Source organism: Stutzerimonas frequens, from assembly GCF_024448335.1.
Classification (GTDB): domain Bacteria; phylum Pseudomonadota; class Gammaproteobacteria; order Pseudomonadales; family Pseudomonadaceae; genus Stutzerimonas; species Stutzerimonas frequens.
Genome location: NZ_JAMOHM010000012.1, coordinates 81,201 through 105,849 on the forward strand (window position 1 = coordinate 81,201; position 24,649 = coordinate 105,849).

General features: G+C 66.3%; 32 protein-coding genes and 1 riboswitch. Of the genes, 9 read left to right on the top strand and 23 right to left on the bottom strand.

The features are described from left to right. Positions 1-13: 13 nt before the first annotated feature. The 12 genes from NAO55_RS16210 to nrdR all read right to left on the bottom strand — a co-directional run bounded on the left by NAO55_RS16210 (position 14) and on the right by nrdR (position 9,057). Positions 14-814: a cobalamin-binding protein gene (locus NAO55_RS16210; RefSeq protein WP_102840445.1), complete on the bottom strand. Its 801-nt coding sequence runs from the start codon at positions 812-814 to the stop codon at positions 14-16. Then, positions 811-1,218 carry a hypothetical protein gene (locus NAO55_RS16215; RefSeq protein ID WP_102840444.1) on the bottom strand — a complete coding sequence of 136 codons (408 nt, stop codon included), beginning with the start codon at positions 1,216-1,218 and terminating at the stop codon, positions 811-813. Before NAO55_RS16215 ends, NAO55_RS16210 begins: the two co-directional genes overlap by 4 nt. Further along, positions 1,215-1,832, bottom strand: a complete 618-nt coding sequence (gene ribA / locus NAO55_RS16220) for a GTP cyclohydrolase II (RefSeq protein WP_063544111.1) — start codon at positions 1,830-1,832, stop codon at positions 1,215-1,217. Before ribA ends, NAO55_RS16215 begins: the two co-directional genes overlap by 4 nt. A gap of 122 nt (positions 1,833-1,954) precedes the next feature. Next, positions 1,955-2,602 carry a retropepsin-like aspartic protease family protein gene (locus tag NAO55_RS16225; RefSeq protein ID WP_102840443.1) on the bottom strand — a complete coding sequence of 216 codons (648 nt, stop codon included), beginning with the start codon at positions 2,600-2,602 and terminating at the stop codon, positions 1,955-1,957. Positions 2,603-2,686: 84 nt separating this feature from the next. Then, positions 2,687-3,184, bottom strand: a complete 498-nt coding sequence (locus tag NAO55_RS16230) for a phosphatidylglycerophosphatase A family protein (RefSeq protein ID WP_102840442.1) — start codon at positions 3,182-3,184, stop codon at positions 2,687-2,689. Positions 3,185-3,235: 51 nt separating this feature from the next. Next, positions 3,236-4,198 (bottom strand): thiamine-phosphate kinase, encoded by a 963-nt coding sequence (gene thiL / locus NAO55_RS16235; protein WP_102840441.1) that lies wholly within the window; start codon positions 4,196-4,198, stop codon positions 3,236-3,238. Positions 4,199-4,210: 12 nt separating this feature from the next. Continuing rightward, on the bottom strand, positions 4,211-4,696 hold the full coding sequence (gene nusB, locus NAO55_RS16240) for a transcription antitermination factor NusB (RefSeq protein WP_011912029.1): 486 nt from the start codon (positions 4,694-4,696) through the stop codon (positions 4,211-4,213). Then, positions 4,693-5,169, bottom strand: coding sequence for a 6,7-dimethyl-8-ribityllumazine synthase (ribH, locus tag NAO55_RS16245; RefSeq protein WP_011912028.1), 477 nt, complete (start codon positions 5,167-5,169; stop codon positions 4,693-4,695). Before ribH ends, nusB begins: the two co-directional genes overlap by 4 nt. A 183-nt stretch (positions 5,170-5,352) precedes the next feature. Next, positions 5,353-6,432 carry a bifunctional 3,4-dihydroxy-2-butanone-4-phosphate synthase/GTP cyclohydrolase II gene (ribBA, locus tag NAO55_RS16250; protein WP_011912027.1) on the bottom strand — a complete coding sequence of 360 codons (1,080 nt, stop codon included), beginning with the start codon at positions 6,430-6,432 and terminating at the stop codon, positions 5,353-5,355. Positions 6,433-6,443: 11 nt separating this feature from the next. Beyond that, positions 6,444-7,106, bottom strand: coding sequence for a riboflavin synthase (locus NAO55_RS16255; RefSeq protein WP_011912026.1), 663 nt, complete (start codon positions 7,104-7,106; stop codon positions 6,444-6,446). Positions 7,107-7,226: 120 nt separating this feature from the next. After that, a riboswitch (FMN riboswitch) is annotated at positions 7,227-7,365 on the bottom strand. A 127-nt stretch (positions 7,366-7,492) separates the two neighbouring features. Beyond that, complete coding sequence (gene ribD / locus NAO55_RS16260) at positions 7,493-8,593, bottom strand: bifunctional diaminohydroxyphosphoribosylaminopyrimidine deaminase/5-amino-6-(5-phosphoribosylamino)uracil reductase RibD (RefSeq protein WP_102840440.1); 1,101 nt, start codon at positions 8,591-8,593, stop codon at positions 7,493-7,495. Beyond that, entirely contained in the window at positions 8,590-9,057 is a 468-nt protein-coding gene (nrdR, locus tag NAO55_RS16265) for a transcriptional regulator NrdR (protein ID WP_003304016.1), read from the bottom strand. The genes ribD and nrdR overlap by 4 nt, the downstream gene beginning before the upstream one ends. Before the next feature lie 113 nt (positions 9,058-9,170). Here nrdR and NAO55_RS16270 point away from each other — a divergent pair, with 113 nt between their 5' ends. Genes NAO55_RS16270 through thpR form a run of 3 tightly spaced genes read left to right on the top strand, consistent with a single transcriptional unit; the run spans position 9,171 to position 10,783 of the window. After that, positions 9,171-9,596: a YbaY family lipoprotein gene (locus tag NAO55_RS16270; protein WP_041755354.1), complete on the top strand. Its 426-nt coding sequence runs from the start codon at positions 9,171-9,173 to the stop codon at positions 9,594-9,596. Next, complete coding sequence (locus tag NAO55_RS16275) at positions 9,593-10,246, top strand: class I SAM-dependent methyltransferase (RefSeq protein WP_014595794.1); 654 nt, start codon at positions 9,593-9,595, stop codon at positions 10,244-10,246. The genes NAO55_RS16270 and NAO55_RS16275 overlap by 4 nt, the downstream gene beginning before the upstream one ends. Before the next feature lie 15 nt (positions 10,247-10,261). Further along, complete coding sequence (gene thpR, locus NAO55_RS16280; protein ID WP_102840439.1) at positions 10,262-10,783, top strand: RNA 2',3'-cyclic phosphodiesterase; 522 nt, start codon at positions 10,262-10,264, stop codon at positions 10,781-10,783. A gap of 19 nt (positions 10,784-10,802) precedes the next feature. Here the strand turns inward: thpR and yedF are convergent, their stop codons facing one another. Together yedF and yedE are read right to left on the bottom strand one after the other, a co-directional pair. Then, positions 10,803-11,042 (bottom strand): sulfurtransferase-like selenium metabolism protein YedF, encoded by a 240-nt coding sequence (yedF, locus tag NAO55_RS16285; protein WP_013981735.1) that lies wholly within the window; start codon positions 11,040-11,042, stop codon positions 10,803-10,805. After that, positions 11,011-12,237 (bottom strand): selenium metabolism membrane protein YedE/FdhT, encoded by a 1,227-nt coding sequence (gene yedE, locus NAO55_RS16290; protein WP_102840438.1) that lies wholly within the window; start codon positions 12,235-12,237, stop codon positions 11,011-11,013. Before yedE ends, yedF begins: the two co-directional genes overlap by 32 nt. Positions 12,238-12,444: 207 nt before the next feature. Here yedE and trxA point away from each other — a divergent pair, with 207 nt between their 5' ends. Then, entirely contained in the window at positions 12,445-13,314 is an 870-nt protein-coding gene (gene trxA / locus NAO55_RS16295) for a thioredoxin (RefSeq protein WP_102840437.1), read from the top strand. Here trxA and NAO55_RS16300 read toward each other — a convergent pair. Then, positions 13,308-13,694, bottom strand: a complete 387-nt coding sequence (locus tag NAO55_RS16300) for a hypothetical protein (RefSeq protein ID WP_102840436.1) — start codon at positions 13,692-13,694, stop codon at positions 13,308-13,310. The two genes, trxA and NAO55_RS16300, sit on opposite strands and share 7 nt — an antisense overlap. Before the next feature lie 96 nt (positions 13,695-13,790). On the opposite strand from NAO55_RS16300, the gene NAO55_RS16305 reads away from it, so the two are divergent. From NAO55_RS16305 to NAO55_RS16320, 4 genes are read left to right on the top strand one after another with little or no spacing between them, the layout of a single operon-like run. Beyond that, complete coding sequence (locus tag NAO55_RS16305; protein WP_102840435.1) at positions 13,791-14,417, top strand: DUF2796 domain-containing protein; 627 nt, start codon at positions 13,791-13,793, stop codon at positions 14,415-14,417. A 17-nt stretch (positions 14,418-14,434) separates the two neighbouring features. Then, positions 14,435-15,142, top strand: a complete 708-nt coding sequence (locus tag NAO55_RS16310; protein ID WP_102840434.1) for an ABC transporter ATP-binding protein — start codon at positions 14,435-14,437, stop codon at positions 15,140-15,142. Between the two features lie 3 nt (positions 15,143-15,145). After that, a complete protein-coding gene (locus NAO55_RS16315) occupies positions 15,146-16,411 on the top strand; it encodes an ABC transporter permease (RefSeq protein ID WP_102840433.1) in 1,266 nt (421 codons plus the stop codon). Between the two features lie 8 nt (positions 16,412-16,419). Further along, positions 16,420-16,932, top strand: coding sequence for a DUF3299 domain-containing protein (locus tag NAO55_RS16320; RefSeq protein ID WP_102840432.1), 513 nt, complete (start codon positions 16,420-16,422; stop codon positions 16,930-16,932). Positions 16,933-16,983: 51 nt separating this feature from the next. Here NAO55_RS16320 and NAO55_RS16325 read toward each other — a convergent pair whose 3' ends face one another. From NAO55_RS16325 to NAO55_RS16350, 6 genes are read right to left on the bottom strand one after another with little or no spacing between them, the layout of a single operon-like run. Continuing rightward, entirely contained in the window at positions 16,984-18,075 is a 1,092-nt protein-coding gene (locus tag NAO55_RS16325; RefSeq protein ID WP_102840431.1) for a tetratricopeptide repeat protein, read from the bottom strand. Between the two features lies 1 nt (position 18,076). Next, complete coding sequence (locus NAO55_RS16330) at positions 18,077-18,790, bottom strand: energy transducer TonB (RefSeq protein ID WP_102840430.1); 714 nt, start codon at positions 18,788-18,790, stop codon at positions 18,077-18,079. Continuing rightward, positions 18,790-19,203, bottom strand: coding sequence for an ExbD/TolR family protein (locus NAO55_RS16335; protein WP_102840429.1), 414 nt, complete (start codon positions 19,201-19,203; stop codon positions 18,790-18,792). Before NAO55_RS16335 ends, NAO55_RS16330 begins: the two co-directional genes overlap by 1 nt. 11 nt (positions 19,204-19,214) lie before the next feature. Next, a complete protein-coding gene (locus NAO55_RS16340) occupies positions 19,215-19,760 on the bottom strand; it encodes a MotA/TolQ/ExbB proton channel family protein (protein ID WP_011912010.1) in 546 nt (181 codons plus the stop codon). Continuing rightward, positions 19,753-21,099 carry a MotA/TolQ/ExbB proton channel family protein gene (locus NAO55_RS16345; protein ID WP_102840428.1) on the bottom strand — a complete coding sequence of 449 codons (1,347 nt, stop codon included), beginning with the start codon at positions 21,097-21,099 and terminating at the stop codon, positions 19,753-19,755. Before NAO55_RS16345 ends, NAO55_RS16340 begins: the two co-directional genes overlap by 8 nt. Then, positions 21,096-21,881, bottom strand: coding sequence for a DUF3450 domain-containing protein (locus NAO55_RS16350; protein ID WP_102840427.1), 786 nt, complete (start codon positions 21,879-21,881; stop codon positions 21,096-21,098). Before NAO55_RS16350 ends, NAO55_RS16345 begins: the two co-directional genes overlap by 4 nt. Before the next feature lie 184 nt (positions 21,882-22,065). On the opposite strand from NAO55_RS16350, the gene NAO55_RS16355 reads away from it, so the two are divergent. Further along, a complete protein-coding gene (locus tag NAO55_RS16355) occupies positions 22,066-22,764 on the top strand; it encodes an OmpW/AlkL family protein (protein ID WP_102840426.1) in 699 nt (232 codons plus the stop codon). Positions 22,765-22,832: 68 nt separating this feature from the next. On the opposite strand, the gene NAO55_RS16360 is transcribed toward NAO55_RS16355, so the two are convergent. Then, a complete protein-coding gene (locus tag NAO55_RS16360; RefSeq protein WP_102840425.1) occupies positions 22,833-23,762 on the bottom strand; it encodes an NAD-dependent epimerase/dehydratase family protein in 930 nt (309 codons plus the stop codon). Further along, positions 23,755-24,639, bottom strand: a complete 885-nt coding sequence (locus NAO55_RS16365; RefSeq protein ID WP_102840424.1) for a sugar nucleotide-binding protein — start codon at positions 24,637-24,639, stop codon at positions 23,755-23,757. Before NAO55_RS16365 ends, NAO55_RS16360 begins: the two co-directional genes overlap by 8 nt. Positions 24,640-24,649: the final 10 nt, after the last annotated feature.

Sequence of the window (24,649 nt, forward strand, 5' to 3'; positions counted from 1 at the left end):
CCGGCACGCCCGCTCAGGGCGCTGCCGCCATCACCTCGCAGAGCTTCCGGATCGCCCCCAGCATCTGGAAGCTCGGGCGCTCCAGGCCCTTGTCGGGCACTTCCAGCAATCGCCCGTTGCGCACGGCATCTAGCTGTGGCCAGGCCTGCCATTCGTCCAGCTGCGCCCCGCTACCGGCCAGGATGACTTCCGGGTCGCGGGCGAGCACCGCTTCGATGCTCACCTGCGGCGCGGCCAGGGTCAGGTCGGCGAAGACGTTGCGCCCGCCACACACCTCGATCGCTTCGCTGATGATCTGCTGCCCGCCGAGGGTATACAGCGGGCGGTTCCAGACCTGGTAGAACACCCGCAACGGCCGTTCACGGGCGTAGGCTGTGCGCAGCTCGGCGAGGCCGGCGCGAAACGCCTCGGCCAGACGCTCGCCCTGCTCCGTGCGGCCGACCGCCTGGCCGATCACCCTGAATTGCTCGGCCAGCCCGTCGAGGCGAGTCTGCGCCACCACCAGCACGGGAACACCGAACTGCTGCAGCTGCTCGCGCTGGCTGCGCGGCACGCTATCCGGCCAGAGCAGCACGAGATCGGGGCGCAGGCTGAGCAAGGTCTCCATCTCCACCTGTCCATAACGCCCCACCGACGGTACCTGAGCCAGGGCAGCGGGACGTTCGCCGCCGTCCAGCACACCGGCCAGACGGTCTACGGCATCGAGCTCCAGCATGATTTCGCTGAGCGAGGGCGCCAGGCTTACGACCCGCTGCGCGGCAACCGCAGGCAACGTGGCCAGCAGAGCCAGGACGGCCAGCAGGAGACGCATCAGTGCAGCTGCCGCGGAATACGGTAGAGCACCAGCAGCACCAGGCTGCCGAATACCAGCAACAGGCGGGCAACCGGTTCCATGCCCAGCAGAGCCCCGGCGGCCGCGAACCAGGCCGGCAGCGAGGCGATCAGCAGGCCACGCCGGCGGAGGCGACGCAAGCGTGCCCAGGCGTCGGCCTCCATAGGGCCTCCCAACGCCTGCTCGGTGGCAATCAGTGCGTGCTTGAAGGCGGTGAAGGCCGGCAGGCTGAAGAACAGCGAGACCAGGCCGGCAGCGAAAAGAGGCAGGCCCCAGTCAACGCTCAGTGCCGGTGCACGGCCCAGCGCCAGCACAGGTATCACCATCAGGAGGGTGTGCAGCCAGCCGTCACGCGCGAGCTGGCGGCGGGCGGCGAGGCGGTTCACGACTGCTCGGCTTCACCCTGGTGGATCTCGCCGAGCATGTGGCCGAGTTTGCCGGCCTTGGTGGCGAGGTACTTGCGGTTGTGCGGGTTGTGCGCGACCTGCAGCGGCTTGCGCTCGGCCACGCGGATGCCGAAGCCTTGCAGCGCCTTGACCTTGCGCGGGTTGTTGGTCATCAGCTTGATCTCGGCGATGCCCAGGTGCTCGAGCATCGGCAGGCAGATGCCGTAGTCACGCATGTCCGGGGCGAAGCCCAGGCGCTCGTTGGCCTCGACGGTATCGGCGCCAGCGTCCTGCAGTTCGTAGGCGCGGATCTTGTTCAGCAGGCCGATGCCGCGTCCTTCCTGACGCAGATAGAGCAGCACGCCGCGGCCTTCGTCGGCAATCGCGCGCAGTGCCGCTTCCAGCTGGAAGCCGCAGTCACAACGCAGGCTGAACAGCGCATCGCCGGTCAGGCATTCGGAATGCAGACGCCCAAGCACCGGCTTGCCATCGGCCACGTCGCCGAGGGTCAGCGCGACATGTTCCTTGCCAGTGTCCTGGTCGAGAAAACCATGCATGGTGAACACGCCGAACGGTGTCGGCAGTTGGGAAGCGGCGACGAACACGACAGACACGGGCGGAAATCCCAGGCGGCAGAAAAGCGGACACTATAACACTAACCGGGGGCACATCTGGCTGAAGAGTTCGCCGTCGAGTGTGTCTATCGTGCCGTGTAGGCGGACGGATCAGCCTGAACTCAGGAGGTCTTCGACTCCAGCACCAGCACGCCCTGCTCCTCGCGCCAGCTGACCCGACCAAGGAAGCTCATGCCAAGCAGCGCCTCGGTGGGCGAGCCGCCCGCGACGACTACGGCCTCGACGCCAAGCACTTCGATCGCGCCGACCTTGACGCTGTTCAGGTGCACGCGCCAGGCCTTGGCCGTGCCGCTGGCGGTGCTCACCACCATCGGCCGGCCGTTGACGCGATAGTCGATGCCCAAGCGACGGGCCTGATGCTCGTTGATCGCCACCGAAGTGGCGCCGGTATCGACGAGGAACTGGATCGACTGGCCATTGATCGCACCGGCAATCCAGTAATGGCCGCCGGTGCCCTTGGCCACGCTCAGCTGGGTCTTGCTCGGCGCTGCATAGGCGCCGCTGTATTCACGGCTCAGGTTGTAGTGACGCTCGACGCCGTCGACCCGCAGCACCGCGCCGCTGGCATCGGCGCTGACCACCTGGACGCCACCCGGCCCGGTCTGCCCGACCCTGACCAGCTTGCGCTGGCCGTCGACGTTGACCACCGCAGCGCCCGGAAACAGCCCGACCACTTGCACCATGGAGGCGGCCTGCGCCAGCGCGGGCAGGAGCAACAGGCTGGCGAACAGAACGGAGACGCTACGCATGGCTATTTCTTCCTCGAAACCGGGCCCGGGGCGAACGCCGATCATCCTTCAATGGCCGACCGCCTGCAGCGACCGGACGCACAATCAAACCAACAGCGCCACCAGTCCCTGCATGACCGCCCAGGCGGCGACCCCGGCGAGGACATCGTCGAGCATGATGCCCACCCCACCATGAATATGCCGATCCACCCAGCTGATCGGCCAGGGCTTGGCGATATCCATCACGCGAAACACCACGAAGCCGAGCAGCAGCCAGTACCAGCCCTCCGGCACCAGCCAGAAGGTGATCCAGATGCCGACGAACTCATCCCAGACGATGCCTTCGTGGTCGTGCACGCCGAGTTCGCGCGCCACCTTGCCGCACAGCCAGACGCCGAACAGCATGGTCAAGCCGAGCATCAGCAGATAACCCCAGCCTGGCAGCAACTGCCACAGCGGCACGAACGGCAGCGCTACCAGCGAACCCCAGGTGCCCGGCGCCTTGGGCATCAGTCCGGAACCGAAGCCGAACGCCAGGTTGTGCCAGGGATCGGACCAGACCAGAGTTTGCGGCTTGGCCGCGACCGGCGAGGTATCAGTCAAAACAGCGTTCCTTCTCGGATTGATCGCGGGCTGAGCAGGCCCGCAACGCCCTCATGGATTGAAATGGTTGTAGCCGCGTTCGGACACGGCCACCTCGTTGCCCGCCGCGTCCAGCAGCTGCACCCCCTGCCCCGCCGTCACCCGGCCGATGACCTGCACCGGCCAGCCGGCAGCCTGCAGCGGCGCCAGTTCGGCAGGCGGCAGGGTGAAGGCCAGCAGGTAGTCGTCGCCGCCAGCCAGCGCGCAACGCAGCGCTTCGGCGTCGCCAGCGAAACGGCGCAGCGGCTCGGACAACGGCAGCCGATCACGCTCGATCTGCAAGGCCACGCCCGAAGCCTTGGCAATATGCCCACAATCAGCCAGCAGCCCGTCGGAGATATCCAGCGCCGCCGTGGCCTTGCCTCGTAGCACCTCGCCCAGGGCCAGCTGAGGCTGTGGCGACCAGTAGCGCGCCAGCAGGTGTTCGGCGACATCCGCATCGGCTTCCGCCTGACCAAGCACCAGGGGCAGCGCTCCGGCTGCTTCGCCCAGCACACCACCGACGCAGAGCAGATCACCGGTCTGCGCGCCGGCGCGGGTCAGCGCCTGCCCGGCCGGCACGCGGCCGAACACCGTTACCGTCAGGCACAGCGGGCCACGGGTGGTATCGCCGCCAATCAGACGCAGGCTGCAGTCGAGCGCCATGGCATCCAGTCCACGGGCGAACTCGGCGAGCCAGAGCGGATCGCCGCTCGGCAGGCTCAGGGCAAGGGTGAAGCCGATGGGTATGGCGCCCATGCCGGCCAGGTCGCTGGCGGCGACGGCCAAGGCGCGCTGGCCGAGCAGAAACGGATCGCAGGGATCAGGGAAATGCACGCCGGCGACCAGCGTGTCGGTGGATACCGCCAGCTGCTCACCAGTGGGAATCTTCAACAGGGCGCAATCATCGCCGATGCCGAGAACGACTTCGCCGCCGGCCCTGGCGCAAGCGGCGGCGGCGAAGTAGTGACGGATCAGCTCGAACTCACCCAGCAAGGCGAGCGGCCCTCAGCGCTTGTGGTTGCGCACTTCGGCGCTGCGCAGCGAGGGGGCCAGCTTGTCCAGCACGCCGTTGACGAACTTGTGTCCGTCGGTGGCGCCGTAGACCTTGGCCAGCTCGATGCCTTCGTTGATGACCACGCGGTACGGCACGTCGATGCGCTGCATCAGCTCGTAGGTCGACAGGCGCAGGATGGCCAGCTCCACCGGATCGAGCTCGTCCAGCGGACGGTCGAGATTCGGCGCAATGGCCTGGTCGACCTCGGTCTTCTTGCGCGCCACGCCGTTGAGCAGTTCGTGGAAGTAGGCACCGTCGACACCGCTGAAATCGTTGTCGACGCGGAACTGCGCCTCGATCTCGTTGAGGCTCTGACCGGCCATGTGCCACTGATACAACGCCTGCATCGCCAGGCTGCGCGCGACCCGGCGCGTGGCGATCTTGCCCTTGGCCTTGGGCTGCGGTGCGTCCTGGCTATCGTCGTGATTCAGGCTCACTTCGCCTCCAGCTGCGAAAGCAGGCTCACCATTTCCAGTGCGGAGAGTGCGGCTTCGGCGCCCTTGTTACCGGCCTTGGTGCCGGAACGCTCGATGGCCTGTTCGATGGAATCGACGGTCAGCACGCCAAAGGCAACCGGTACGCCGAACTCCATGGAGACCTGGGCCAGGCCCTTGGTGCACTCACCGGCGACGTATTCGAAGTGCGGCGTACCACCGCGGATGACCGCGCCGAGGGCGATGATGGCGTCGTATTCACCCTGCTGCGCGACCTTCTGCGCGACCAGCGGAATCTCGAAGGCACCCGGTGCACGGATGATGGTGATGTCGTTTTCGCTGACGCCGTGGCGAACCAGCGCGTCGACCGCGCCGCTGACCAGGCTCTCGACGACGAAGCTGTTGAAGCGGCCTACGACCAGGGCGTATTTGCCCTGCGGGGCGATGAAGGTTCCTTCGATGGTCTTCAGGGGCATGGTACAAATCTCGTATAGCGTTAAAGAGCTTATGGACAAAACAGGACAGCCCTACGGAGCAGCGCGTAGCGAGCGCAGGACAGACAAGGCGAAAGCAGGTGAGGCGGCGGAGTTTACCGAGGTAAATGAGCAAGCCTCGCCTGTTTTCAACGCAGTATGTCCAAGCGCAGTAGCGCGGCACCCTTACTCAGCGGGCAGGTATTCTACAACTTCCAGATCGAAGCCGGATATCGCGTTGAACTTCATCGGCGCGCTCATCAGGCGCATCTTGCGCACGCCCAGGTCACGCAGGATCTGCGAACCGGCGCCGACGGTGCTGTAGGTGGCCGGGGTCGGCGGCTGCTGACGGGTCAGCTGCGCCAGCAGCTGCGGGCCGGTCAGCGGATTGCCGAGCAGCAGCACCACGCCCTTGCCGGCCTTGGCCACCTCGCTCATCGCCGCGCGCAGGCTCCAGCGACCCGGCACGGTGACCAGCAGCAGATCACGCAGCGGCTCCATGTTGTGTACGCGCACCAGGGTCGGCTCTTCCGGGGAAATCTCACCGCGGGTCAGCGCCATGTGCACGGTGTCCTCGACGCCGTCGCGGTAGGTGACCAGGTTGAACTGGCCCAGCTCGGTTTCCAGCGGCTGCTCGGAAACCCGCTGCACGGTACGCTCGTGGATCATGCGGTAGTGGATCAGGTCGGCGATGGTGCCGATCTTCAGCCCGTGCTGCTCGGCGAACAGCTCGAGCTCCGGCCGGCGGGCCATGGTGCCGTCGTCGTTCATGATCTCGCAGATCACGCCGCTGGCCTCGAACCCGGCCATGCGCGCCAGGTCACAGGCGGCCTCGGTGTGGCCGGCCCGCGCCAACACGCCACCCGGTTGCGCCATCAGCGGAAAGATGTGGCCGGGGCTGACGATGTCCTCGGCCTTGGCGTTCTTCGCCACGGCGGCCTGCACGGTACGCGCGCGGTCGGCCGCGGAAATGCCGGTGGTCACCCCTTCGGCGGCCTCGATGGAAACGGTGAACTTGGTACCGAAGCCCGAGCCGTTGCGCGGCGCCATCAGCGGCAGCTTGAGCAGCTCGCAGCGTTCGCGGGTCATGGGCATGCAGATCAGGCCGCGGGCGAAGCGCGCCATGAAATTGATGTGCTCGGCGGTCACGCACTCGGAGGCGACAATGATGTCGCCCTCGTTCTCGCGGTCCTCGTCATCCATGAGGATGACCATCTTGCCGGCGCGGATGTCTTCGATCAGTTCTTCAGCGGTATTGAGCGCCATCGGGCGTCTCCTCAATTCTTCAAGTAGCCGTGCTCGGCGAGAAAACCTTCGGTGAGCCCCGAGGCCTTGGGTTCGGCGGCCTTGTCGCCCATCATCAGGCGCTCCAGGTAACGCGCCAGCAGGTCGACCTCCAGGTTCACCTGCCGCCCGGGGCGGTAGTCGGCCATGATGGTTTCGCCGAGGGTGTGCGGCACGATGGTCAGCTCGAATTCGGCGCCATTGACCGCGTTGACCGTGAGGCTGGTGCCGTCCACGGTGATCGACCCCTTGAGCGCAATGTACTTGGCCAGCTCGCGCGGCGCGCGGATGCGGAACTGCACGGCGCGGGCATTATCTTCCCGCGCCACGACCTCGCCGACACCATCGACGTGGCCGCTGACCAGATGGCCGCCGAGGCGGCTGGTAGGGGTCAGGGCCTTTTCCAGGTTGACCCGACTGCCGGCCTTGAGATCGATGAAGGCGGTGCGCGCCAGAGTTTCGCGGCTGACGTCGGCCCAGAAGCCGTTGCCCGGCAGCTCCACCGCCGTCAGGCAGACGCCGTTGACAGCGATGCTGTCGCCCAGCTTGACGTCGCCCAGATCCAGCTTGCCGGTTTCGACCAGCACGCGGACGTCGCCGCCCTTGGGTGTGAGCGCACGGATGGTGCCGATGGCTTCGATTATTCCGGTGAACATGTGGCCTCCCGTGGAAGGCGGGTAAAACGCTGCATACGACGAACTCCTGTTTATGAAAAACAGGGCGCTACGGATCGATAGGGATGCATGACGGGTGCACGGACGGCGCCCATCGGAATATCCCGCTCTCTCTCATCCGGACTATACCGTCGGCCCCGGAATCACACCGGGTCTGCTGACCTTGCCTGGGCAAGCGCTCGCGGGCTAGGCCGTGGCCATTACCGCCGGTGGGGAATCGCACCCCGCCCTGAGAACGTTGGGCCGTTTGCGGCCCGGCAGCGTTTTTAACACAAATAGCGACGCGGGGCAGCCCGTTATCGCCCGGTAGCAGCTATCTGAATGCAAGACGCAGGCTATCGGCGGACACCGCCGACACGGGTTGCCGATCAGTTGGCCGGGCGCGCCAGGATCTTCCAGTCGTCGCCCACCGCCCGGATGTCGACGATCTTCAGCTCGCGCGCCTCGCTCATGCGCTCGAGCGGAAGCTCCAGCAGCGGCCGCGCCGAGGAGCCGAGAAACTTGGCCGCCATGAACACCTGGTACTCGTCGATCAGGCCGAGGCTGGCGAACGCACCGACCAGCCGCGGTCCGGCCTCGACCAGCACCTCGTTGGCACCACGGGCAGCCAGCTCGCGCAGCAGCGCGCTCAGGTCGACCCGCTCCTGCCCCAGCACCAGCGCCTCGTGGCCGGCGCGAAGATAGGTCTCCTCGCGGCCGGCGACCACCGTGACGACCAGCGCCGGACCAGCCTGAAAGAACGGCGCATCCAGCGGCACGCGCAGCCGGCCATCGACCAGCACCCGCAGCGGCGGGCGCTGCAGCGCTAGCGCAGTGGTTTCCGCGTCCAGCCCCAATTCGGCGCCGCGCACGGTCAGCCGCGCGGCATCCATCAGCACGGTGTCGGCGCCGGTCAGCACCACGCTGGAGCGGGCGCGCAGGCGCTGCACCTCGGCACGCGCCGCCGGGCCGGTGATCCACTGGCTCTCGCCGCTGGCCATCGCCGTGCGCCCGTCCAGGCTCATCGCCAGCTTGGCGCGCACGTATGGCAGACCGCTTTCCATGCGCTTGATAAAGCCCGCATTGAGTTCCCGCGCCTCGGTCTCCAGCACACCGCTGGCAACTTCGATACCGGCGCTGCGCAGCAGCTCCAGACCATTCCCGGCGACCTGCGGATTGGGGTCCTGCATGGCCGCCACCACGCGTCCGACCCCGGTCTTGACCAGCGCTTCGGCACAGGGCGGCGTGCGCCCGTAATGGCTGCAGGGTTCGAGGGTGACGTAGGCGGTGGCACCGCGGGCGCGCTCGCCGGCCTGGCGCAGCGCATGGACCTCGGCATGCGGCTCGCCGGCGCGTACGTGCCAGCCCTCACCGACCAGCTCGCCATCGGCGACGATGACGCAGCCGACCCGCGGGTTCGGATGGGTCGAATAAAGGCCCTTGCGCGCCAACTGCAGCGCCCGGGCCATCCAGGCGTGATCGGCCGTCATTCGGGCTTGGCCGGCTCGCGGGACAGCCGCTCGATTTCCTCGCGGAACTCGTTGAGGTCCTGGAAGCGGCGGTAGACCGAGGCGAAGCGGATATAGGCGACCTCGTCGAGCTTCTGCAGCTCGGCCATCACCAGCTCGCCGAGCACCCGCGACTTGATCTCGCGCTCGCCGGTGGCGCGCAGCTGATGCTTGATATGGGCGATCGCAGCTTCCAGGCGCTCGACGCTGACCGGACGTTTTTCCAGCGCACGCTGCATGCCGGCGCGCAGTTTCTGCTCGTCGAACGGCTGGCGACTGCCGTCGGACTTGATCAGTCGCGGCATCACCAGCTCGGCGGTTTCAAAGGTGGTGAAGCGCTCGCCACAGGCCAGGCACTCGCGGCGGCGGCGCACCTGATCGCCCTCGGCGACCAGGCGGGAATCGATGACCTTGGTGTCGTGGGCACCGCAGAAGGGACAATGCATGGGGCTGGAATCGGTCGTACGTCGGGACGGCCATGGTAGCGCATCCGACCGGCAAGACAAGGCGACGGCTTTGCTGCTATACAAGCCCGCAATCGCCGTTCAGGAGGCCGTCTGTGCCATCACGTTTTCTCGTTCTGCCCGCCCTGCTGACGCTGCTCGTCGGCTGCGGCAGCCAACCCAGCGAACCACCGACGGCTCCCGTCGAGCTGAGCACCGCACCCCACTCCAAACTGCTCAACGAACTGAGCGGCAGCCTGATCGGCGCACCGGCCGGCAGCGACGTGGAGCTGGCCCTCTTGGAGGTCGACCGTCGCGACCAGCCCGACCGCCTGCTCAGCAACGTGCAGCTCAAGGGCCGCGGCAGCGAGCTGCCGTTCATCCTCCAGTTCAACCCCGACGCCTTCCCGGCCGGCCAGCGCGTCGAGCTGCGCGGCCGCGTCACGCGCGCCGGCCAGCTGATCATGCGCCTGCCGCCGCGCACCATATCGAGCGCTGCCAGCCAGGCGCTCGGACCGCTGCAGCTGGTTCCGGCACCGTGAGCGCACCGGCGCAGCTGCAGGCCGCGCTGCACGAACTGCTGGGCGATGCCCGCCTGGTCGCCGAGACGCTGCCGGACACCGAGCTGCGCCTCTGGCTGATCGATGCGGCCAACATGGATCGCGCCTTCAGCCCCGAGGAAACCCGGCGCATTCTCGACGAGCCACCATATTGGTGTTTCTGCTGGGCCAGCGGGCTGGTCCTGGCCCGCTGGCTGGCCGAGCGCCCGGACTGGGTGCGCGGCAAGCGCGTGCTGGATTTCGGCGCGGGTTCCGGCGTCGCTGCCATCGCCGCGGCCAAGGCAGGAGCCGCCGAGGTGGTGGCCTGCGACCTGGACCCGCTGGCGCTCGCCGCCTGCCGGGCGAACGCCGCGCTCAACGGTGTCGAGCTACGCTATTCGCAGGACTTCTTCGGCGAAGCGGATCGCTTCGATCTGATCCTCGTCGCCGATGTGCTCTACGACCGCGCCAACCTGCCGCTGCTGGATCAGTTTCTCAGCCGAGGCCGGGAAGCGCTGGTGGCCGATTCCCGCGTGCGGGACTTCGCCCACCCGCTGTACCGGCGCCTGGACGTGCTCGATGCCTGCACCTGGCCGGATCTGGCAGAGCCGGCGGAGTTTCGCCAGGTGAGCCTCTACCACGCGACGCGCTAGCCATACGGAGACACCATGAGCGAGGAAAGTCTGCGCCTGTTCTTCGCCCTGCCCTGCCCGCCCGAGCAGGCGACGGCCATCTGCGCCTGGCGTGACGGCCAGGCATTCGACGGGCGCCCGGTGGCCGAGGCCAATCTGCACATGACCCTGGCCTTTCTCGGTGCTCAGCCGAAGGAGCGGCTGGAGGCACTGCTGACCATGGCATCAGGCATCGAGGGGACGGCATTCGACCTCCGGCTGGACCGGCTCACCACCATCGGCAAGGGCTTCATCTGCCTGCAACCGAGCACGACGCCGCAGGCCCTGTCGAGGCTGGTCGCTACCCTCGCCGAGCATCTGGCCGCGCTCGGCGTGGTGCTCGACAGCCGGCCATTCCTCCCGCACCTGACGCTGGCTCGCCAGGCCCGCAGCCGACCGAGCGGCGCCGCGCCGGGCTTCGCCTGGCACGCCGACCACTTCGGCCTCTATCTGTCGACGGCAACGCCGGGCGGCGTGCGCTACGACGCGCTGGGACGCTGGCCGCTGGCCGCGCCATAGCGACCGTCACATGGCCCGCTCAGCGCGGCACTTCGATGAGAAAGCGGAACAGCGGACCGTGCTGCTCCACCGCCAGGCAGTTGTAACCCTTGGCCGTGGCGTCCTCGGGAATGCCGTGCACCGACTGCGAACAGTCCGTCACCACTTCCAGCAACTGCCCTGGCTGCATGGTCGCCAGGGTTTCCAGCGTGGCGATGGCGTTATACGGGCAGTGCTCGCCCCGCAGATCAAGCGAGAGATTCGGTTTGGCCTGGCTCACGGGCAGGACTCCTTTTCGGTTGAAAACGACGTGCGTTGAGGTGCACCAGCAGCATGGCGATGGCCAGGCCGGCAAAGGTCAGCAGCAATCCGCTGGCCGGGCCGAAGCTCTCCAGCAGATTGATCTTCGGATAGGGCAGCGCCAGCGACGTGCCGAGCTGGTCCCAGTACACCGCCACCAGCGTGCCGCCGATGACGTTGCCGACGCCCACCACCCAGAAGTGCACCTGCCCTTCCATGGCGCGATACATCCAGCCGGTTTCGCAGCCGCCGGCGACGACGATGCCGATGCCGAACAGCACGCCGCCGAGAATCGCGTTCGGCCCCATCCAGAAAATCTTCGGACTTGCCCCCAGCGCGATGGCACCGAACGTACCGACGCAGGCCACCGCCATGCCGAGAAGAATGCCGTAGGCCGCGCGGGTTCGGCCGGTGGTCCAGAGGTCACGAGCGGCACTGGTGAAGCAGATCTGCGCCCGCTCGATCAGCCCGCCGAACAACAGGCCGAACAGCACCGCCATGCCCAGCACCAGCGAGGTGTCGAAGCGCCAGGCGGCGAATGCGATGGCCAGCACCGCCACCCCGGTGCCGAGGCGCGCCTGCAACGAGGCCCGCCGCCGCGTGCCTTCCACGTCACCGAACAGCGAACTGGCCTGGCTACCGACCTTCAGCGGCGTGCGCAGCCAGGGCAGCAGGCAGATCTTCACGCCGATCCAGGCGCCGCCCACGGTGGCCAGCATGAAGGCCCAGGCATGCAGCGAGAACATTGGAATGCCGGTGAAGAAGGCCGCCAGGTTGCAGCCCATGGCCAGACGCGCACCGAAGCCGGCGATGATGCCGCCGACCAGACCCTGCAGCAGGCGGCGCCTGCTGGTCGGCCAGCGCAGGCTGACGTTGTTCGCCCACAGCGCCGCACAGAGCGCGCCAAGCAGCATGCCGATGATCATCACGCCGTCGATGCGATCGAGCGGCGTACCGGCCAGGCCGATCAGCTTGAAATAGCTCCACTCCTGCGGGGTGTAGCCGAACCAGGAAATGACGTGTCCACCCCAGCGAGTGAACTCGCCGGTGACGGCCCAGAAGGTCCCGGTGATGGCGAAGTAGTAGGCGGAAGCGACGCCCAGCGCGACGAGCGCCGGCAGGGGTGACCAGAAGCGCACGAGATAGCGCTCCCGGAAATCGGAGAGGAAGGACATCTGAAGCTCCTTATGACGCGCGACTGCAAACGCCGCACCGGTCTAGGAAAAGGGTTTCGCCTCGACGAGGCGATCGCGATACCGCGTCGTAGAGGCGGCGCAACCATAGACCAATGGCATCCATCACGCGAGCTCTTGCTTCTCGCCGGCGGCGCCCCCACTTACCATGCACAGCTTCCCAGTCACCCGTCGCCGACGAGAATTCCGATGAGCCAGACGCCCTATATCTTCGATGTCACCACCGCCAGTTTCGAACAGCTGGTGCTCGAGAACTCGTTCCACAAGCCGGTGCTGGTGGATTTCTGGGCCGAATGGTGCGCGCCGTGCAAGGCGCTGATGCCCCTGCTGGCGAAGATCACCGAGGAGTACCAGGGCGAGTTGCTGCTGGCCAAGGTCAACTGCGACATCGAGCAGGAGGTCGTTGCCCGCTTCGGTATCCGCAGCCTGCCGACCGTGGTGCTGTTCAAGGACGGCCAGCCGGTGGACGGTTTCGCCGGTGCGCAGCCGGAATCCGCGATTCGCGCCATGCTCGAGCCCCATTTACAGGCCCCGGCATCGCCGCAGGGCAATCTGCTGGAAAGCGCTGAGGCAGCCTTCGCCGAAGGCCGTTTTGCCGAGGCAGAGGCGCAGCTGCAGCAGCTGCTCAGCGAGGACAACGAGAACGCCGCCGGCCTGATTCTGTACGCGCGCTGCCTTGCCGAACGGGGCGAGCTGGGCGAGGCGGAAACCGTGCTCAATGCCGTGAAGGGCGATGAGCACAAGCAGGCACTGGCCGGCGCGCGCGCGCAGCTGACGTTCCTGCGTCAGGCCAATGACCTGCCCGATGCCGCCACGCTGAAGAGCCGCCTGGCGCAGAACGGCGAGGATGACGAGGCGGCGTACCAGCTGGCCGTCCAGCAGCTGGCGCGGCAGCAGTATGAAGCGGCGCTGGACGGGCTGCTCAGGCTGTTCGTGCGCAACCGAAGCTATGCCGACGGGCTGCCGCACAAGACCCTGCTGCAGGTCTTCGACCTGCTCGGCAACGACCATCCGCTGGTGACGCTGTATCGCCGCAAGCTCTATCAGGCGATCTACTGATCCCGGCCGCCGCTGGTGGCGAGTCCGTCGGCGGGCTCGCCGATCCAGTGATAGCAGGCCGAATCGTTGCCATGCTCGACCCGCACCTCATCGCAATGACGCAGCCGCACCAGCAACCGCTTGGCCAGCTGCGTGCTCCCGGTGATCGCCTCCAGCTCGGCGAACAACTGCGGCCCTTCCAGCTTCCCGGCACTGCGCAGGCATTCCCGGGCGCTGTGCCAAAGCGCATCGGCCGGCGGCGACGCCGCCGTTGCAGGCCGCCCGGCCGAGCTGATCTCGACGGCGCCCAGCCCACGCGTCAGGCCCGACCAGTCCTGTTCGCCCAGTTCGATTTCCAGATCGACCGGCCAGTCCCCTATGCGTCCGCGGATTCGGATCATGCTGTCCCCTCCTGAAATATCCGTTCATGCTCACATGCACGGGCCGCGCTGGCCAGCCAAGCGGCAAAGTTGTTATAACGTAACGGACCCTTGCCAATGGAGCTGACCATGCGCCACTTACTGCTCGCCGTACCCGTGCTTCTGTTGCCCCTGAGCTACAGCCAAGCACATGAAGATCATCATCACGAACATGAAGAAGCTGCCAGCCTCGGCGCCCACGAACATGGTGCGGCTCGCCTGAACGCCGCGCTGGATGGCAAGCGTCTTGAACTGGAGTTCATCAGCCCGGCCATGAATCTGGTCGGCTTCGAACACGCGCCTGCCACACCAGCGGACGAAGCGAAGATCGCCGAAGCACGGGCCCAACTCGAGCAACCGGCGACACTGTTCGGCCTGCCAAAGGCTGCCGACTGCGTGGTGAGCGAACAGCAGCTGCATGGCGAACTGCTCGGTTCGGCCCACGCCGGTTACCAGCGCCGCGACCAGGACGATGACCACCAGCACGAACACAGCCATGCCGCCGCAGACGAACACGGCGGCCACAGTGATATCGAGGCAAGCTACCAGTTCGATTGCAGCGATCCGGGGGCACTACAGGCGCTGGATCTCAAGGGCCTGTTCGAACGTTTCCCCGGCACGGAGAAGATTCAGGTACAACTGATCGGCCCCAACGGCCAACAGGGCGCGGAACTGACCCCGGCGCGCACGCAGCTGCCTTTCTGAACCAGCACTGGACATCGATGACCGCTCCACTTCTCGCAATCGACAACCTCGGCTTCGCCTGGCCACGCCAGGCCGAGCTGCTGGACATCCCCTGCTTGCGCCTCGAGCGCGGCGAGAGCCTGTTTCTCAAAGGCCCCTCGGGCAGCGGCAAGACCACCCTGCTCGGTCTAATCGGCGGCGTGCAGAAGGCCGCGCGCGGCAGCGTGCGCCTGCTCGACCGTGACCTCGGCAGCCTGTCGGCGGGCGCCCGTGATCGCTTCCGGGTCGATCACACCGGCTACATCTTCCAGCAGTTCAACCTGCTGCCTTTTCTATCGGTGCGTGAAAACGTCGGCCTGCCCTGCCATTTTTCGCGGCTACGTGCCGAACGTGCGCGCAAGCGGCACGGCAGCACGGACGCCGCCGCGGCCAGCCTGCTGGAGCACCTGGGGCTGGCACAGGAGCTGTTCGAGCGGCGGGCCGATGCGCTGTCCATCGGCCAGCAGCAGCGCGTGGCTGCCGCCCGAGCGCTGATCGGCCAGCCGGAGCTGGTCATCGCCGACGAACCGACCTCGGCACTGGATGCGGACAGCCGCGAAGCCTTCCTGCAACTGCTCTTTTCCGAGTGCCGGGCGGCGGGCGCCAGCCTGCTGTTCGTCAGCCATGATCAAAGCCTCGCACCGCTGTTCGACCGCAGCCTGTCGCTGGCCGATCTCAATCGCGCCGCACGCGCGCCGGAGTGCTGAGCGATGTATCTTCTGCGCCTGGCCCTGGCGAGCCTGAACAATCGCCGCTTCACCGCCCTGCTGACCGTCTTCGCCATTGCACTGTCGGTGTGCCTGCTGCTTGCCGTCGAACGGGTGCGCAATGAAACCCGCGCCAGCTTCGCCAGCACCATCAGCGGCACCGATCTGGTAGTCGGCGCCCGCTCCGGCTCGGTGAATCTGCTGCTCTATTCGGTGTTTCGCATCGGAAATGCGACGAACAACATCCGCTGGGACAGCTACCAGCACTTCGCCGAACACCCGCGTGTCGACTGGGCGATCCCGATTTCCCTCGGCGACTCCCATCGCGGTTATCGGGTGATGGGCACCAGCGGCGCTTACTTCAAGCATTACCGCTACGGCCGCAAGCAGCCGCTGCAGCTGGCCGAAGGCCGCGCCTTCGAAAGCGACCCGTTCGAGGTGGTACTGGGCGCCGAAGTGGCCAGCGCGCTGGGCTACCGGCTCGACGACAGTATCGTGCTGGCCCATGGCGTCGCCCGGGTCAGCCTGGTGCAGCACGATGACAAGCCGTTCCGCGTGGTTGGTGTCTTGCAGCGCACCGGCACGCCGGTCGACCGCACCCTGCACATCAGCCTGGCCGGCATGGAAGCGCTGCACATCGACTGGCAGAACGGCGTGCCGGCCCGCGGCGCGGCGCGTATCGATGCGGATCAGGCGCGCGCGCTCGACCTGCAACCGCAGCAGATTACGGCGTTCCTGCTCGGATTGAACAGCAAGATCGCCACCTTCACCCTGCAGCGGGAAATCAACCAGTACCGTGGCGAGCCGCTGCTGGCGATCCTGCCGGGTGTCGCCTTGCAGGAGCTCTGGAGCCTGATGGGCACGGCCGAGAAGGCGCTGTTCGTGGTCTCGCTGTTCGTCGTGCTGACCGGGTTGATCGGTATGCTGACGGCGATCCTCACCAGCCTCAACGAACGTCGCCGGGAGATGGCGATCCTGCGCTCGGTGGGCGCCCGCCCCTGGCATATCGCCGCACTGTTGATCATCGAGGCCTTCGGTCTGGCGCTGGCGGGCACGCTGCTGGGGCTGGCCCTGTTGTATGCAGGGATCGCCATCGCACAGGCGCCGCTGCAGAGCCTGTACGGCCTGTATCTGCCGCTGGCCTGGCCGAGCGCCTATGAGTGGAGCCTGCTTGGCGCTATCCTGCTGGCCGCGCTGCTGATGGGCAGCGTGCCGGCCTGGCGGGCCTATCGCCAATCGCTGGCCGATGGCCTGTCGATCCGACTATGAGGAAGCCCATGCCACGCCTGCTGTTCGCCCTGCTCCTGGCCTGCGCGCTGCCCCTGCACGCGGCTGAAGTCCGTCTGCTGCAATGGTCGGAGCTGATTCCGGAAGGAGCCCCTCCGCCGCCACCGCCGCTGGCGATACATGACATGTCCCAGCTCGCCGATCCGCTCGCCGCCGAGGCCGGCCCGGCTGCGGCACAGCAGTCGCCGGCCGCACCAGTGGTCGAAGCGCTCGATGGGCAGATGGTGAAGTTGCCAGGCTATATCGTGCCGCTGGACATGACCGACGAAGGGCGCGTCATTGAGTTCCTGCTGGTGCCCTATTTCGGCGCCTGCATCCATGTGCCGCCACCACCGTCCAACCAGATCGTGCATGCCACCAGCGAACTGGGCGTGCGGGTAGAAGCGCTGTACGAGCCGTTCTGGATCGAGGGGCCCATGCGCGTCGAGCATGCCAGCAGCGAGCTAGCAGAGGCCGGCTACCGCATGCAGGCGCAGAAGATCTATCCCTACGAGTTGCAGTGACCAGCAGGCGCAGGACGACGGCGATAGCGATCGCCGTGGTCGCCACGCCAATCAGCGGACGCTGGCGACCTGCCGTTCGCGCTCGAAGCTGAGCTCGTCTTCAGCCCACTCCCGCCATTCGCGCACCCGGCGACGCTCCGCTCCGGCTCGCTCCGCCTGTTTCAGCGCTTCGAGACCGGCCTGCCAGCGGGCCTGTTCCAGTTCGAGCTGTGCGACATTCATCCAGAACTTGGCGCTGCCGGTTTGGGTCGCCAACTGCCGATAGATCTTGGCGGCTTCGGTACGCTCACGTGCCTGCCACCAGAGCATGCCCATGCGTTCCTGACGTTGCGCATTGCTCGGCAGCAAGCGCGAGGCAAGCATGCCTTCCAACAGCTTGGCGCCCTGCCAGGGCTGGCCGGCGGCGCTGGCCAGCGCGACCAGGTTGTCCAGCTCGGCCTCAGTGAAGCGCAGCCCCTTGGTGTGCGCCGCCCGTAGGGTAGCCAGCGCGCGATCCTCGGCACCGGCCAGCTGCTGAAGGCCGGCGAGTTGCCGCCAGGCCTTGACCTGATCGGGATGGCGCAGCAAGAGTTTCTGTTGCCAGCGTTCGGCGGCCTGATAGCGTTTGAGTTCGGCATTGCCGGCGACCAGGAACTGCAGCCAGGTGTCGCCGGCTTTCGGATTAGCCTGCACGTAACGCTCGGCCAGCGGCAGGGCCTTGGCATGCTGACCGAGGCCCTGATAGGCCTGCACGAGCATCTGCAGGATCTCCTCGTCGGCCTGATTGGCCGAGCCCAGCAGGCTGACGACCTTGGCATAGCGCCCCTCGACCAGGTTCAGGCGTGCCAGGTTGAGGCGCTCGCCGGCCAGCAGTTGCTCGTCCAGCTTGCCGCTGGCCACGGCCTTGTCCAGCCACTCCAGCGCCTGCCGGTTGTTGCCTTCGGCCCAGGCCAGATAGCCTCGGCTGCGCCAGAGCAAAGCCTCTTCGTTGCTCCCCGGCTTGGCGCTCGCGCCCTCCAGCGCCTTGCGTGCAGCCGCATAGTCGCCCTTGCTCTGCGCGGTCTGCGCTCGCTCGAGCGCCATGAACACGGCCGGGTCGATGGCCTGGGCAGCCTGAACCGAAGCAGCGAGGGAAAGGGTCAGCACAAGCAGCAGACGAAGCATTTCAGCGTTCTCCTTGCAGGCGGAAGTGCAGGGTTTTAACGGCTTCTCGGGATACCGGCGCGCCGTTCTCGGTGCGCGGGGCGAAACGCCAGCGGGCCGCGGCACGCCGGGCCTCGCGATCGAACACGTTGCGTGGTGACGCCTCCAGTACGCGGATGTTCTCCACCCGCCCCTGGGGATTGATGGTGAAGGCAAGCTTGATATGGCCCTCGATGCCCTGCTGCCGGGCGCGATAGGGATATTCCGGGCGCACGTCGTTGAGCGGCATGACTTCCTGCTCACGGCCACCCGGCTTGCCAGCCGCCTCAACCGCCGCGCTAGCCGGTGCCGGAGCGGCCGCGGGCGCGCTCTGTGCAGCGGTCAGGCCGGACAGGCTGGGCGCCGGCGCGGTCGCGACCGAAATGCCCGCATCGATGCTCGGCAGATCGAGGTCGAGCTTCGGCAGGTTGGCATCTGGCGTGGCCATGTTCGGTGTCGGTGGCGTCGGTGGTTGCGGCGTTTTCGGCTGCGGTGGTTGCGGCGCCTGCTGGCGAGTGCGCGTGGCGCTGTCTTCATTGCGTCCATCCATACGCACGAAATTGGCGATGGCCAGCGGGTCTTCCTGAATCTTGCTGCGCGGTGGATTGACCATGCTCAGCATCAGGGCGAACAGCAGCAGCGCCACGACGCAGGCGGCGACGAAGGCCAGACTGAAACGGACCAGCCGCGGTTGCATCAGCGCGACCCCGTGCTGGCAGCCAGCGCCACGTCCTGCACGCCGGCCTGGCGCGCCTGGTCCATCACCTGTACCACGAGCCCGGTGCGAGCATCCTGGTCGGCCTGGACGACCACCGCGCCCTCCGGCTGATCCACCCGCAGCCGCTCGACATGGGCGCGAACGCTGCGCACGTCCACCGCCTGCTTGTCGATCCAGACCTGGCCATCGGCGGTGACGGCGATAAGGATGTTGCCCTTGTCCTGCGTGCTCGCGGTATCGGCCTGCGGGCGCTGGACCTCGACACCCGACTCCTTGATGAAGGAGCTGGTGACGATGAAGAAGATCAGCATGATGAAGACCACGTCGAGCATCGGCGTGAGATCGATGCCGGTGTCTTCTTCCTGCTGGTAATGGTGACGACGCATACGCATCCCGCTAATCCTCAATCGTGACGCAGCTGGTCGGCCAGCCGGTCGAGAGACTGGCGCGCGATTCGCTCGAGGCGCGCCAGACTGAACAATCCCGTGATGGCCAGCACCATGCCGGCCATGGTCGGCAGGGTCGCCTGCCAGACGCCCGCAGCCATGCCGCGAGGGTTGCCGGTGCCGCTGAGCGCCAGCACATCGAAAACCGCGATCATGCCGCTGACCGTGCCGAGCAGGCCGAGCAGCGGATACATCGCAACCAGCGTCTTGCTCAACCGCAGCGGGCCGGACAGCTGCTGCTGTGCCTGCGCCAGCCAGGCCAGGCGCACGGCGCGCTGCCAGCTGCCGGGTTCATCGGCCAGCTGCGCCCAGGCCTGCCGGCGCGACTCTACCCAATGCGGGAAGACCCGACGCATGAACCACAGGCGCTCGAACACCAGCGTCCAATACAGCACGCAGAGGCCGGCCAATGCCCACATCACCACCCCACCCGCGGTCATGAAGTCGAGCAGCGCGTGACCGCTGTCGACGACACTCAGCCAGTGAGCGCGCAGATCAGTCACGGCGTGGTGCTCCGGACAGATGCAGCGCGATCAGCCCCGCACTCTGCTGCTCCAGCAGCTGGATCAGCGCCTTGCTGCGGCTGGCCAACAGGCTGTGCAGGAACAGCAGCGGGATCGCCACCACCAGGCCCAGCACCGTGGTCACCAGCGCCTGGGAAATGCCGTCGGCCATCAGCCGCGAATCGCCGCCACCACTCTGGGTGATGGCCTGGAAGGTGATGATCATGCCGGTCACGGTACCCAGCAGGCCTAGCAGCGGCGCCACGGCGGCGAGCAGCTTGAGCAGCGGTTGGCCGCGCTCCAGCGGCGGGGTTTCCTGCAGGATGGCTTCGTCCAGCTTGAGCTCCAGCGTCTCCAGGTCCGACAGCTGCGGCTTGGGCCCCAGTACGCCGATGATGCGGCCGAGCGGGTTGTCGTCGCGCGGATGATTGAGCTCGCGCATCTGGCTTCCAACCTTGCGGCCAATGCCGCCGAGATAGACCATGCGCCAGATCGCCAGCAGCAGGCCAATGGCGCCGAGCACCAGGATCACGCCACCGACCAGACCACCCTGCTTGACGCGATCCCACAGGTCCGGCTGGCGCTGCAACTGCGCCAGCAGGGTGCCGCGGCTCGGATCGACCGGCAGCGTGGCCAGGGCATCGGAGCTTTTCAGGTAATCCTCGATCAGGCCCTTGCCGGACGGCTGACGCGGCGGCACCAACAGCTCCCCGGCATCGGCGTCATAGCGCAGGAAGGCGTCGCTGGTGAAAGCCGAGAAGCTGCCGACGCGCAGTACCGGCTGCTCGCTACGCGCACCATCGGTGCCCACCACCGGCAGCTGCACGCGCTCGACGCGGCCGCTGGCCGCCAGGTCTTCGAGCAAGGTCATCCAGAACGCATCGAGATCGTCGGCCGATGGCAGCGCGCGACTTTCGGCCAGGCTGCGCAGCTGCTCGAGGCGCTCGGGATATTGGGCATTGAGCAGGCTGTCCTGCCACTGACCGGCGATATCACCGGCGCTCTGCCGCACCACGCCGAACAGCTCACCGAGATGACCGACGCGCTGGGCCAAGAGCCTTTCCTGCTCGGCCAGCTCCGCTTCCTGGCGGTCGAAATCGGCCTTCAGTCGCTCGGCCTCGGCCTTCTGCTCGGCCAGTGCGGCACGGGCACGGGAAAGCAGTTGCTGCTGCTCGCCACGGTCACGCACGAAGGCCTGCTCGCGAGCCTGCATGGCACTAACCTCGGCCGCGCGGTCGCTGCGGATGCGTTCGAGCAACTGGTCAGGGCTGAGCGGCTCCGCCGCATGCGAGGTGAGCGGCAGCAGCGCGACAAGGAACAGGGAAAACAGACGGCTCATTGCGCGGCCTCCTCGGCCAGGGTCTTCACGGGCAGTTGCAGATAGGCGGGCGCCTGCTGCTGGCGGGCAATGGCGATAGCCTGGGTCAGCGGCCGTCGGGCGCTGCCATCGAGCACTTCCCAGCTGCGCGTCTGCGGGTTCCACCAGCCGCTCTCGTGGGCATCGAGGGTCTGGTAATAGAGCATCACCCGCCCCAGGCGGAGGAACTCGACGCTACGCGAATCACCGTTGCCCGGCAGTTCGCCGCGCCAGGCTTCCAGCGTGCGACCGTAGTCGCTTTCGATCTGATAGGCCTCGAGGATGCGCCGGTACTTCTCCGCCAGGCTGACATCGGCGCGCGGCAGCAGATCCTGCAGACCGGCCAGACGATCGGCGCGCTCCTCGGGCAGGAACGGCAGGTCGGCGGCAATGAATTCGCCAAGCACCTCGACCATGCGACTCATCTGCGGCGTCACCGCTTCCTGGGTGCGCTCGATGCTGTCCAGCTGGCGCTGAAAGCCCTCGAGTTCCTCGCGCTGTGCAGCCACCAAGTCGCGCAACTGACTGTTATAACCTTTCAATGCCTCAGCCTGCTGCAAAGCGCTGCGGTACTCGTTGAGCGCCTCGCGCGTGGCATCGTCAAGCTGGTTGATCCGCGCTTGCGAAGCCTTGGCTTCGGCAGACAGGCGCTCGCTCTCTTCGAGCGCAGCGTCGAGCGGAGCCGCGGAGAGCGACCCCGCATACAGGTGCAAGCAGCACGGCAGCACGGCAACCGCCAACAGGCGGGTGATGAAGGAAGGCATGGAGGGGTCCTTGCAGACGGTCGTTAACTCAAAAGAGAAACATTATCATCCAGCAATTGACGCAAAGCAACCCGGGCATTACGTCGCAGCTGGCGACGCGGCTTTCATTGAGCTGGATCAAAAAGCCCCGGCGCCTGCTCCCTAACATGGCGGCCAATCGCATTCCAACAAACGGAGCATCATCATGCGCAAGACCCTGTTCACTGCTTCCGCGCTGGCCCTGGCGCTGATCGCACCCCTCGCCCAGGCTTTCGAGGCCGGGGACATCATCGTTCGCGCTGGTGCGGTTACCGTTGATCCGCGTGAGGATAGCGGCAATCTGAAGTTTGACGGAGCCAGTGCTGGCGGCACTAGCGCTACCTTGAACAGCGATACCCAATTGGGTTTGAACTTCGCTTACATGGTGACGGACAAGGTCGGTATCGAACTGCTCGCCGCAACTCCGTTCAGCCATGAGGTAGGAGTAAAAGGCGTGAGCAATGCTGTAGGCATTCCAGGTCTCGACGGGAAATTGGGCGATCTGAAGCACCTGCCACCGACTCTTAGCGTCGTTTACTACCCGTTGGACAATAAGGCTGCTTTTCAGCCATATGTTGGCGTGGGTATCAACTACACCACTTTTTTCCAAGAAGATCTAAGCAGCGAACGCAAAGCACAAGGCTTTAGCAGTCTTGATGTCGATGACTCTTGGGGACTGGCTTTCCAGGTTGGCGCTGACTACATGCTGACCGACAAACTTATGATTAACGCTCAGGTTCGCTACATCGATATCGATACCGAAGCTACTGTTAAAGGCCCGACGGCACTTGGCGTCACCAAGACAAAGGTAGACGTAGACGTGGATCCGATGGTCTACATGGTCGGCCTCGGCTACAAGTTCTGACGCATCGGTCCAACCGAATCGCAGAGACAAAAGGCGCCATGGGCGCCTTTTGTCTTTTCCGGTTTCGCTTACTTGCCCAATAAACGGGCCAGCCCTTGGCGCATGCTGGTCGGCGGTTCCGGCACGCGGTAGCGCTGAACCAGTCGCGCATTGTTCGCCCGTGAATGACGAATGTCTCCCGAGCGCGCCGCCTGGTAGCTCACCTCGGGCAGACCGCCCAGCACATCGCCAATGGCGTCGAGCAGCTGGTTCAACGACGTCGCCTTGTTGAGCCCCACGTTCACCGCCCCTTTTGGCGCATCCTGAGCTTCAAGTGCCTGCACCAGCACCTCGACCAGATCCCCTACATAGATGAAGTCCCGCGTCTGCTCCCCATCGCCGAAAACCGCAATCGGCAGCCCCTTCTGCGCCCGCTCGGTAAAGATGCTGATCACACCGGAATAGGGCGACGACGGATCCTGCCGTGGGCCGTAGACATTGAAGAAGCGGAACACCACCGGCTCCAGAGCATGCTGGCGCCGATAGAAATCCAGGTAATGCTCGCTGGCCAGCTTATCTGCAGCGTAAGGGGTCAGCGGCGCCTTCGCGGTATCTTCATCGATGGCCTGGCCTTCGCCATTGTTGCCATAGACCGCCGCGCTCGAGGCGAAAAGCACGCGCTTCACACCCGCCTCTCGCATCGCCTCGCAAAGATTCAAGGTGCCTATCAGATTGCTCTGGTGGGTGCCGACCGGATCATCCACCGACGCCTGTACCGACGCGACAGCGGCCAAATGCACGACGGCCCGGCAGCCCTGTACCGCGCGACGAACACAGTCGACGTCGGCCACGTCGCCGACGATGAGTTCGAGCCGCTCATGCTGTTGCAGGTTCTCGCGTTTGCCGGTGGAAAGGTTATCCAGCACGCGGACGGCATAGCCGCGCGCCAGCAGGGCATCGACCAGATTGGAGCCGATGAAGCCGGCGCCACCTGTGATCAGGATCGGGGCATCAGCCATGGCGGTAATAACGCTCCAGCAGGCTCGGCAGGCCGGTGCGCCAGGCACGCGGCTTGATGCCGAAGGTGGTGAATATCTTCTTGCAGGCCAACACACCGTGCTGCGGCTCAGCCGCGGCATCGGAACAGTCGGCGTGAGCGACCGGCGTCAGCTTGGCAGTCGTCACATCGCGATACCTGGCGGCCTCACCCAGCAGCGCCTGCGCGACCAGCAGCGGCGTCGAAGCTTCGTGACCGCCGTAATGGTAGGTTCCCCACAACGGCGCCTGGCAATCGAGCTGTTTGAGCACTGCGAGGATCACCCGGGCCGCGTCGTCCACCGGCGTCGGATTGCCACGGCGATCGTCCGCCAGCAGTATCGCCTCGCTCTGCTCCAGCCGTTGCAAGACACGCCCCAACACACCGTCACGACTGTCGTCGAGCAGCCAGCCGAAACGCAACAGCACATGACGCGGGCACAGCGCCCGCACGCTCTGCTCGATGCGCCAGAGCGCCTGCCCCCGGGCATCCAGCGGCGCGACTTCATCCTTTTCGCTGTAGGCAGTGGTGCGCGCACCATCGAACACGCGGTAGCTCGAAGGCTGCAGGAGAACGAAATCGTGGTGCTGGCACAGCTCGGCAAGCCGCTCCACAGCGCGCTCCTGAGCCGCGAGCGCCGGTTCGTTGGGCTGCCCGCTCTGGAACCAGTCGTAGTAGTAGGCGAGGTTGATGACGACATCCGGACGGTTGTCGTCGAGCAACTGGGTAAGACTGGCGGCATCCCAGCCCTGGGCGGGCGGGCGCGGCGCGAGAAAGCCGATATCTTCCTCGGCGCCGAGGCGGATGAGCGCCTGACCCAGGGCATTGCCGCCGCCCAACAGCATCAGGCGCATTCGCATTCAGGAAGGA

Coding starts and splice junctions, on each gene's coding strand:
- yedE (WP_102840438.1), bottom strand. CDS start 12,237: ATGTCCTTCCTCTCCGATTTCCGGGAGCGCTATCTCGTGCGCTTCTGG.
- NAO55_RS16355 (WP_102840426.1), top strand. CDS start 22,066: ATGCGCAAGACCCTGTTCACTGCTTCCGCGCTGGCCCTGGCGCTGATC.
- NAO55_RS16365 (WP_102840424.1), bottom strand. CDS start 24,639: ATGCGAATGCGCCTGATGCTGTTGGGCGGCGGCAATGCCCTGGGTCAG.
- NAO55_RS16330 (WP_102840430.1), bottom strand. CDS start 18,790: ATGCAACCGCGGCTGGTCCGTTTCAGTCTGGCCTTCGTCGCCGCCTGC.
- NAO55_RS16335 (WP_102840429.1), bottom strand. CDS start 19,203: ATGCGTATGCGTCGTCACCATTACCAGCAGGAAGAAGACACCGGCATC.
- NAO55_RS16350 (WP_102840427.1), bottom strand. CDS start 21,881: ATGCCTTCCTTCATCACCCGCCTGTTGGCGGTTGCCGTGCTGCCGTGC.
- thpR (WP_102840439.1), top strand. CDS start 10,262: ATGAGCGAGGAAAGTCTGCGCCTGTTCTTCGCCCTGCCCTGCCCGCCC.
- NAO55_RS16315 (WP_102840433.1), top strand. CDS start 15,146: ATGTATCTTCTGCGCCTGGCCCTGGCGAGCCTGAACAATCGCCGCTTC.
- NAO55_RS16325 (WP_102840431.1), bottom strand. CDS start 18,075: ATGCTTCGTCTGCTGCTTGTGCTGACCCTTTCCCTCGCTGCTTCGGTT.
- NAO55_RS16305 (WP_102840435.1), top strand. CDS start 13,791: ATGGAGCTGACCATGCGCCACTTACTGCTCGCCGTACCCGTGCTTCTG.
- NAO55_RS16360 (WP_102840425.1), bottom strand. CDS start 23,762: ATGGCTGATGCCCCGATCCTGATCACAGGTGGCGCCGGCTTCATCGGC.
- ribBA (WP_011912027.1), bottom strand. CDS start 6,432: ATGGCGCTCAATACCGCTGAAGAACTGATCGAAGACATCCGCGCCGGC.
- ribH (WP_011912028.1), bottom strand. CDS start 5,169: ATGCCCCTGAAGACCATCGAAGGAACCTTCATCGCCCCGCAGGGCAAA.
- NAO55_RS16310 (WP_102840434.1), top strand. CDS start 14,435: ATGACCGCTCCACTTCTCGCAATCGACAACCTCGGCTTCGCCTGGCCA.
- NAO55_RS16255 (WP_011912026.1), bottom strand. CDS start 7,106: ATGTTCACCGGAATAATCGAAGCCATCGGCACCATCCGTGCGCTCACA.
- nrdR (WP_003304016.1), bottom strand. CDS start 9,057: ATGCATTGTCCCTTCTGCGGTGCCCACGACACCAAGGTCATCGATTCC.
- ribD (WP_102840440.1), bottom strand. CDS start 8,593: ATGACGGCCGATCACGCCTGGATGGCCCGGGCGCTGCAGTTGGCGCGC.
- NAO55_RS16300 (WP_102840436.1), bottom strand. CDS start 13,694: ATGATCCGAATCCGCGGACGCATAGGGGACTGGCCGGTCGATCTGGAA.
- NAO55_RS16225 (WP_102840443.1), bottom strand. CDS start 2,602: ATGCGTAGCGTCTCCGTTCTGTTCGCCAGCCTGTTGCTCCTGCCCGCG.
- NAO55_RS16345 (WP_102840428.1), bottom strand. CDS start 21,099: ATGAGCCGTCTGTTTTCCCTGTTCCTTGTCGCGCTGCTGCCGCTCACC.
- NAO55_RS16320 (WP_102840432.1), top strand. CDS start 16,420: ATGCCACGCCTGCTGTTCGCCCTGCTCCTGGCCTGCGCGCTGCCCCTG.
- trxA (WP_102840437.1), top strand. CDS start 12,445: ATGAGCCAGACGCCCTATATCTTCGATGTCACCACCGCCAGTTTCGAA.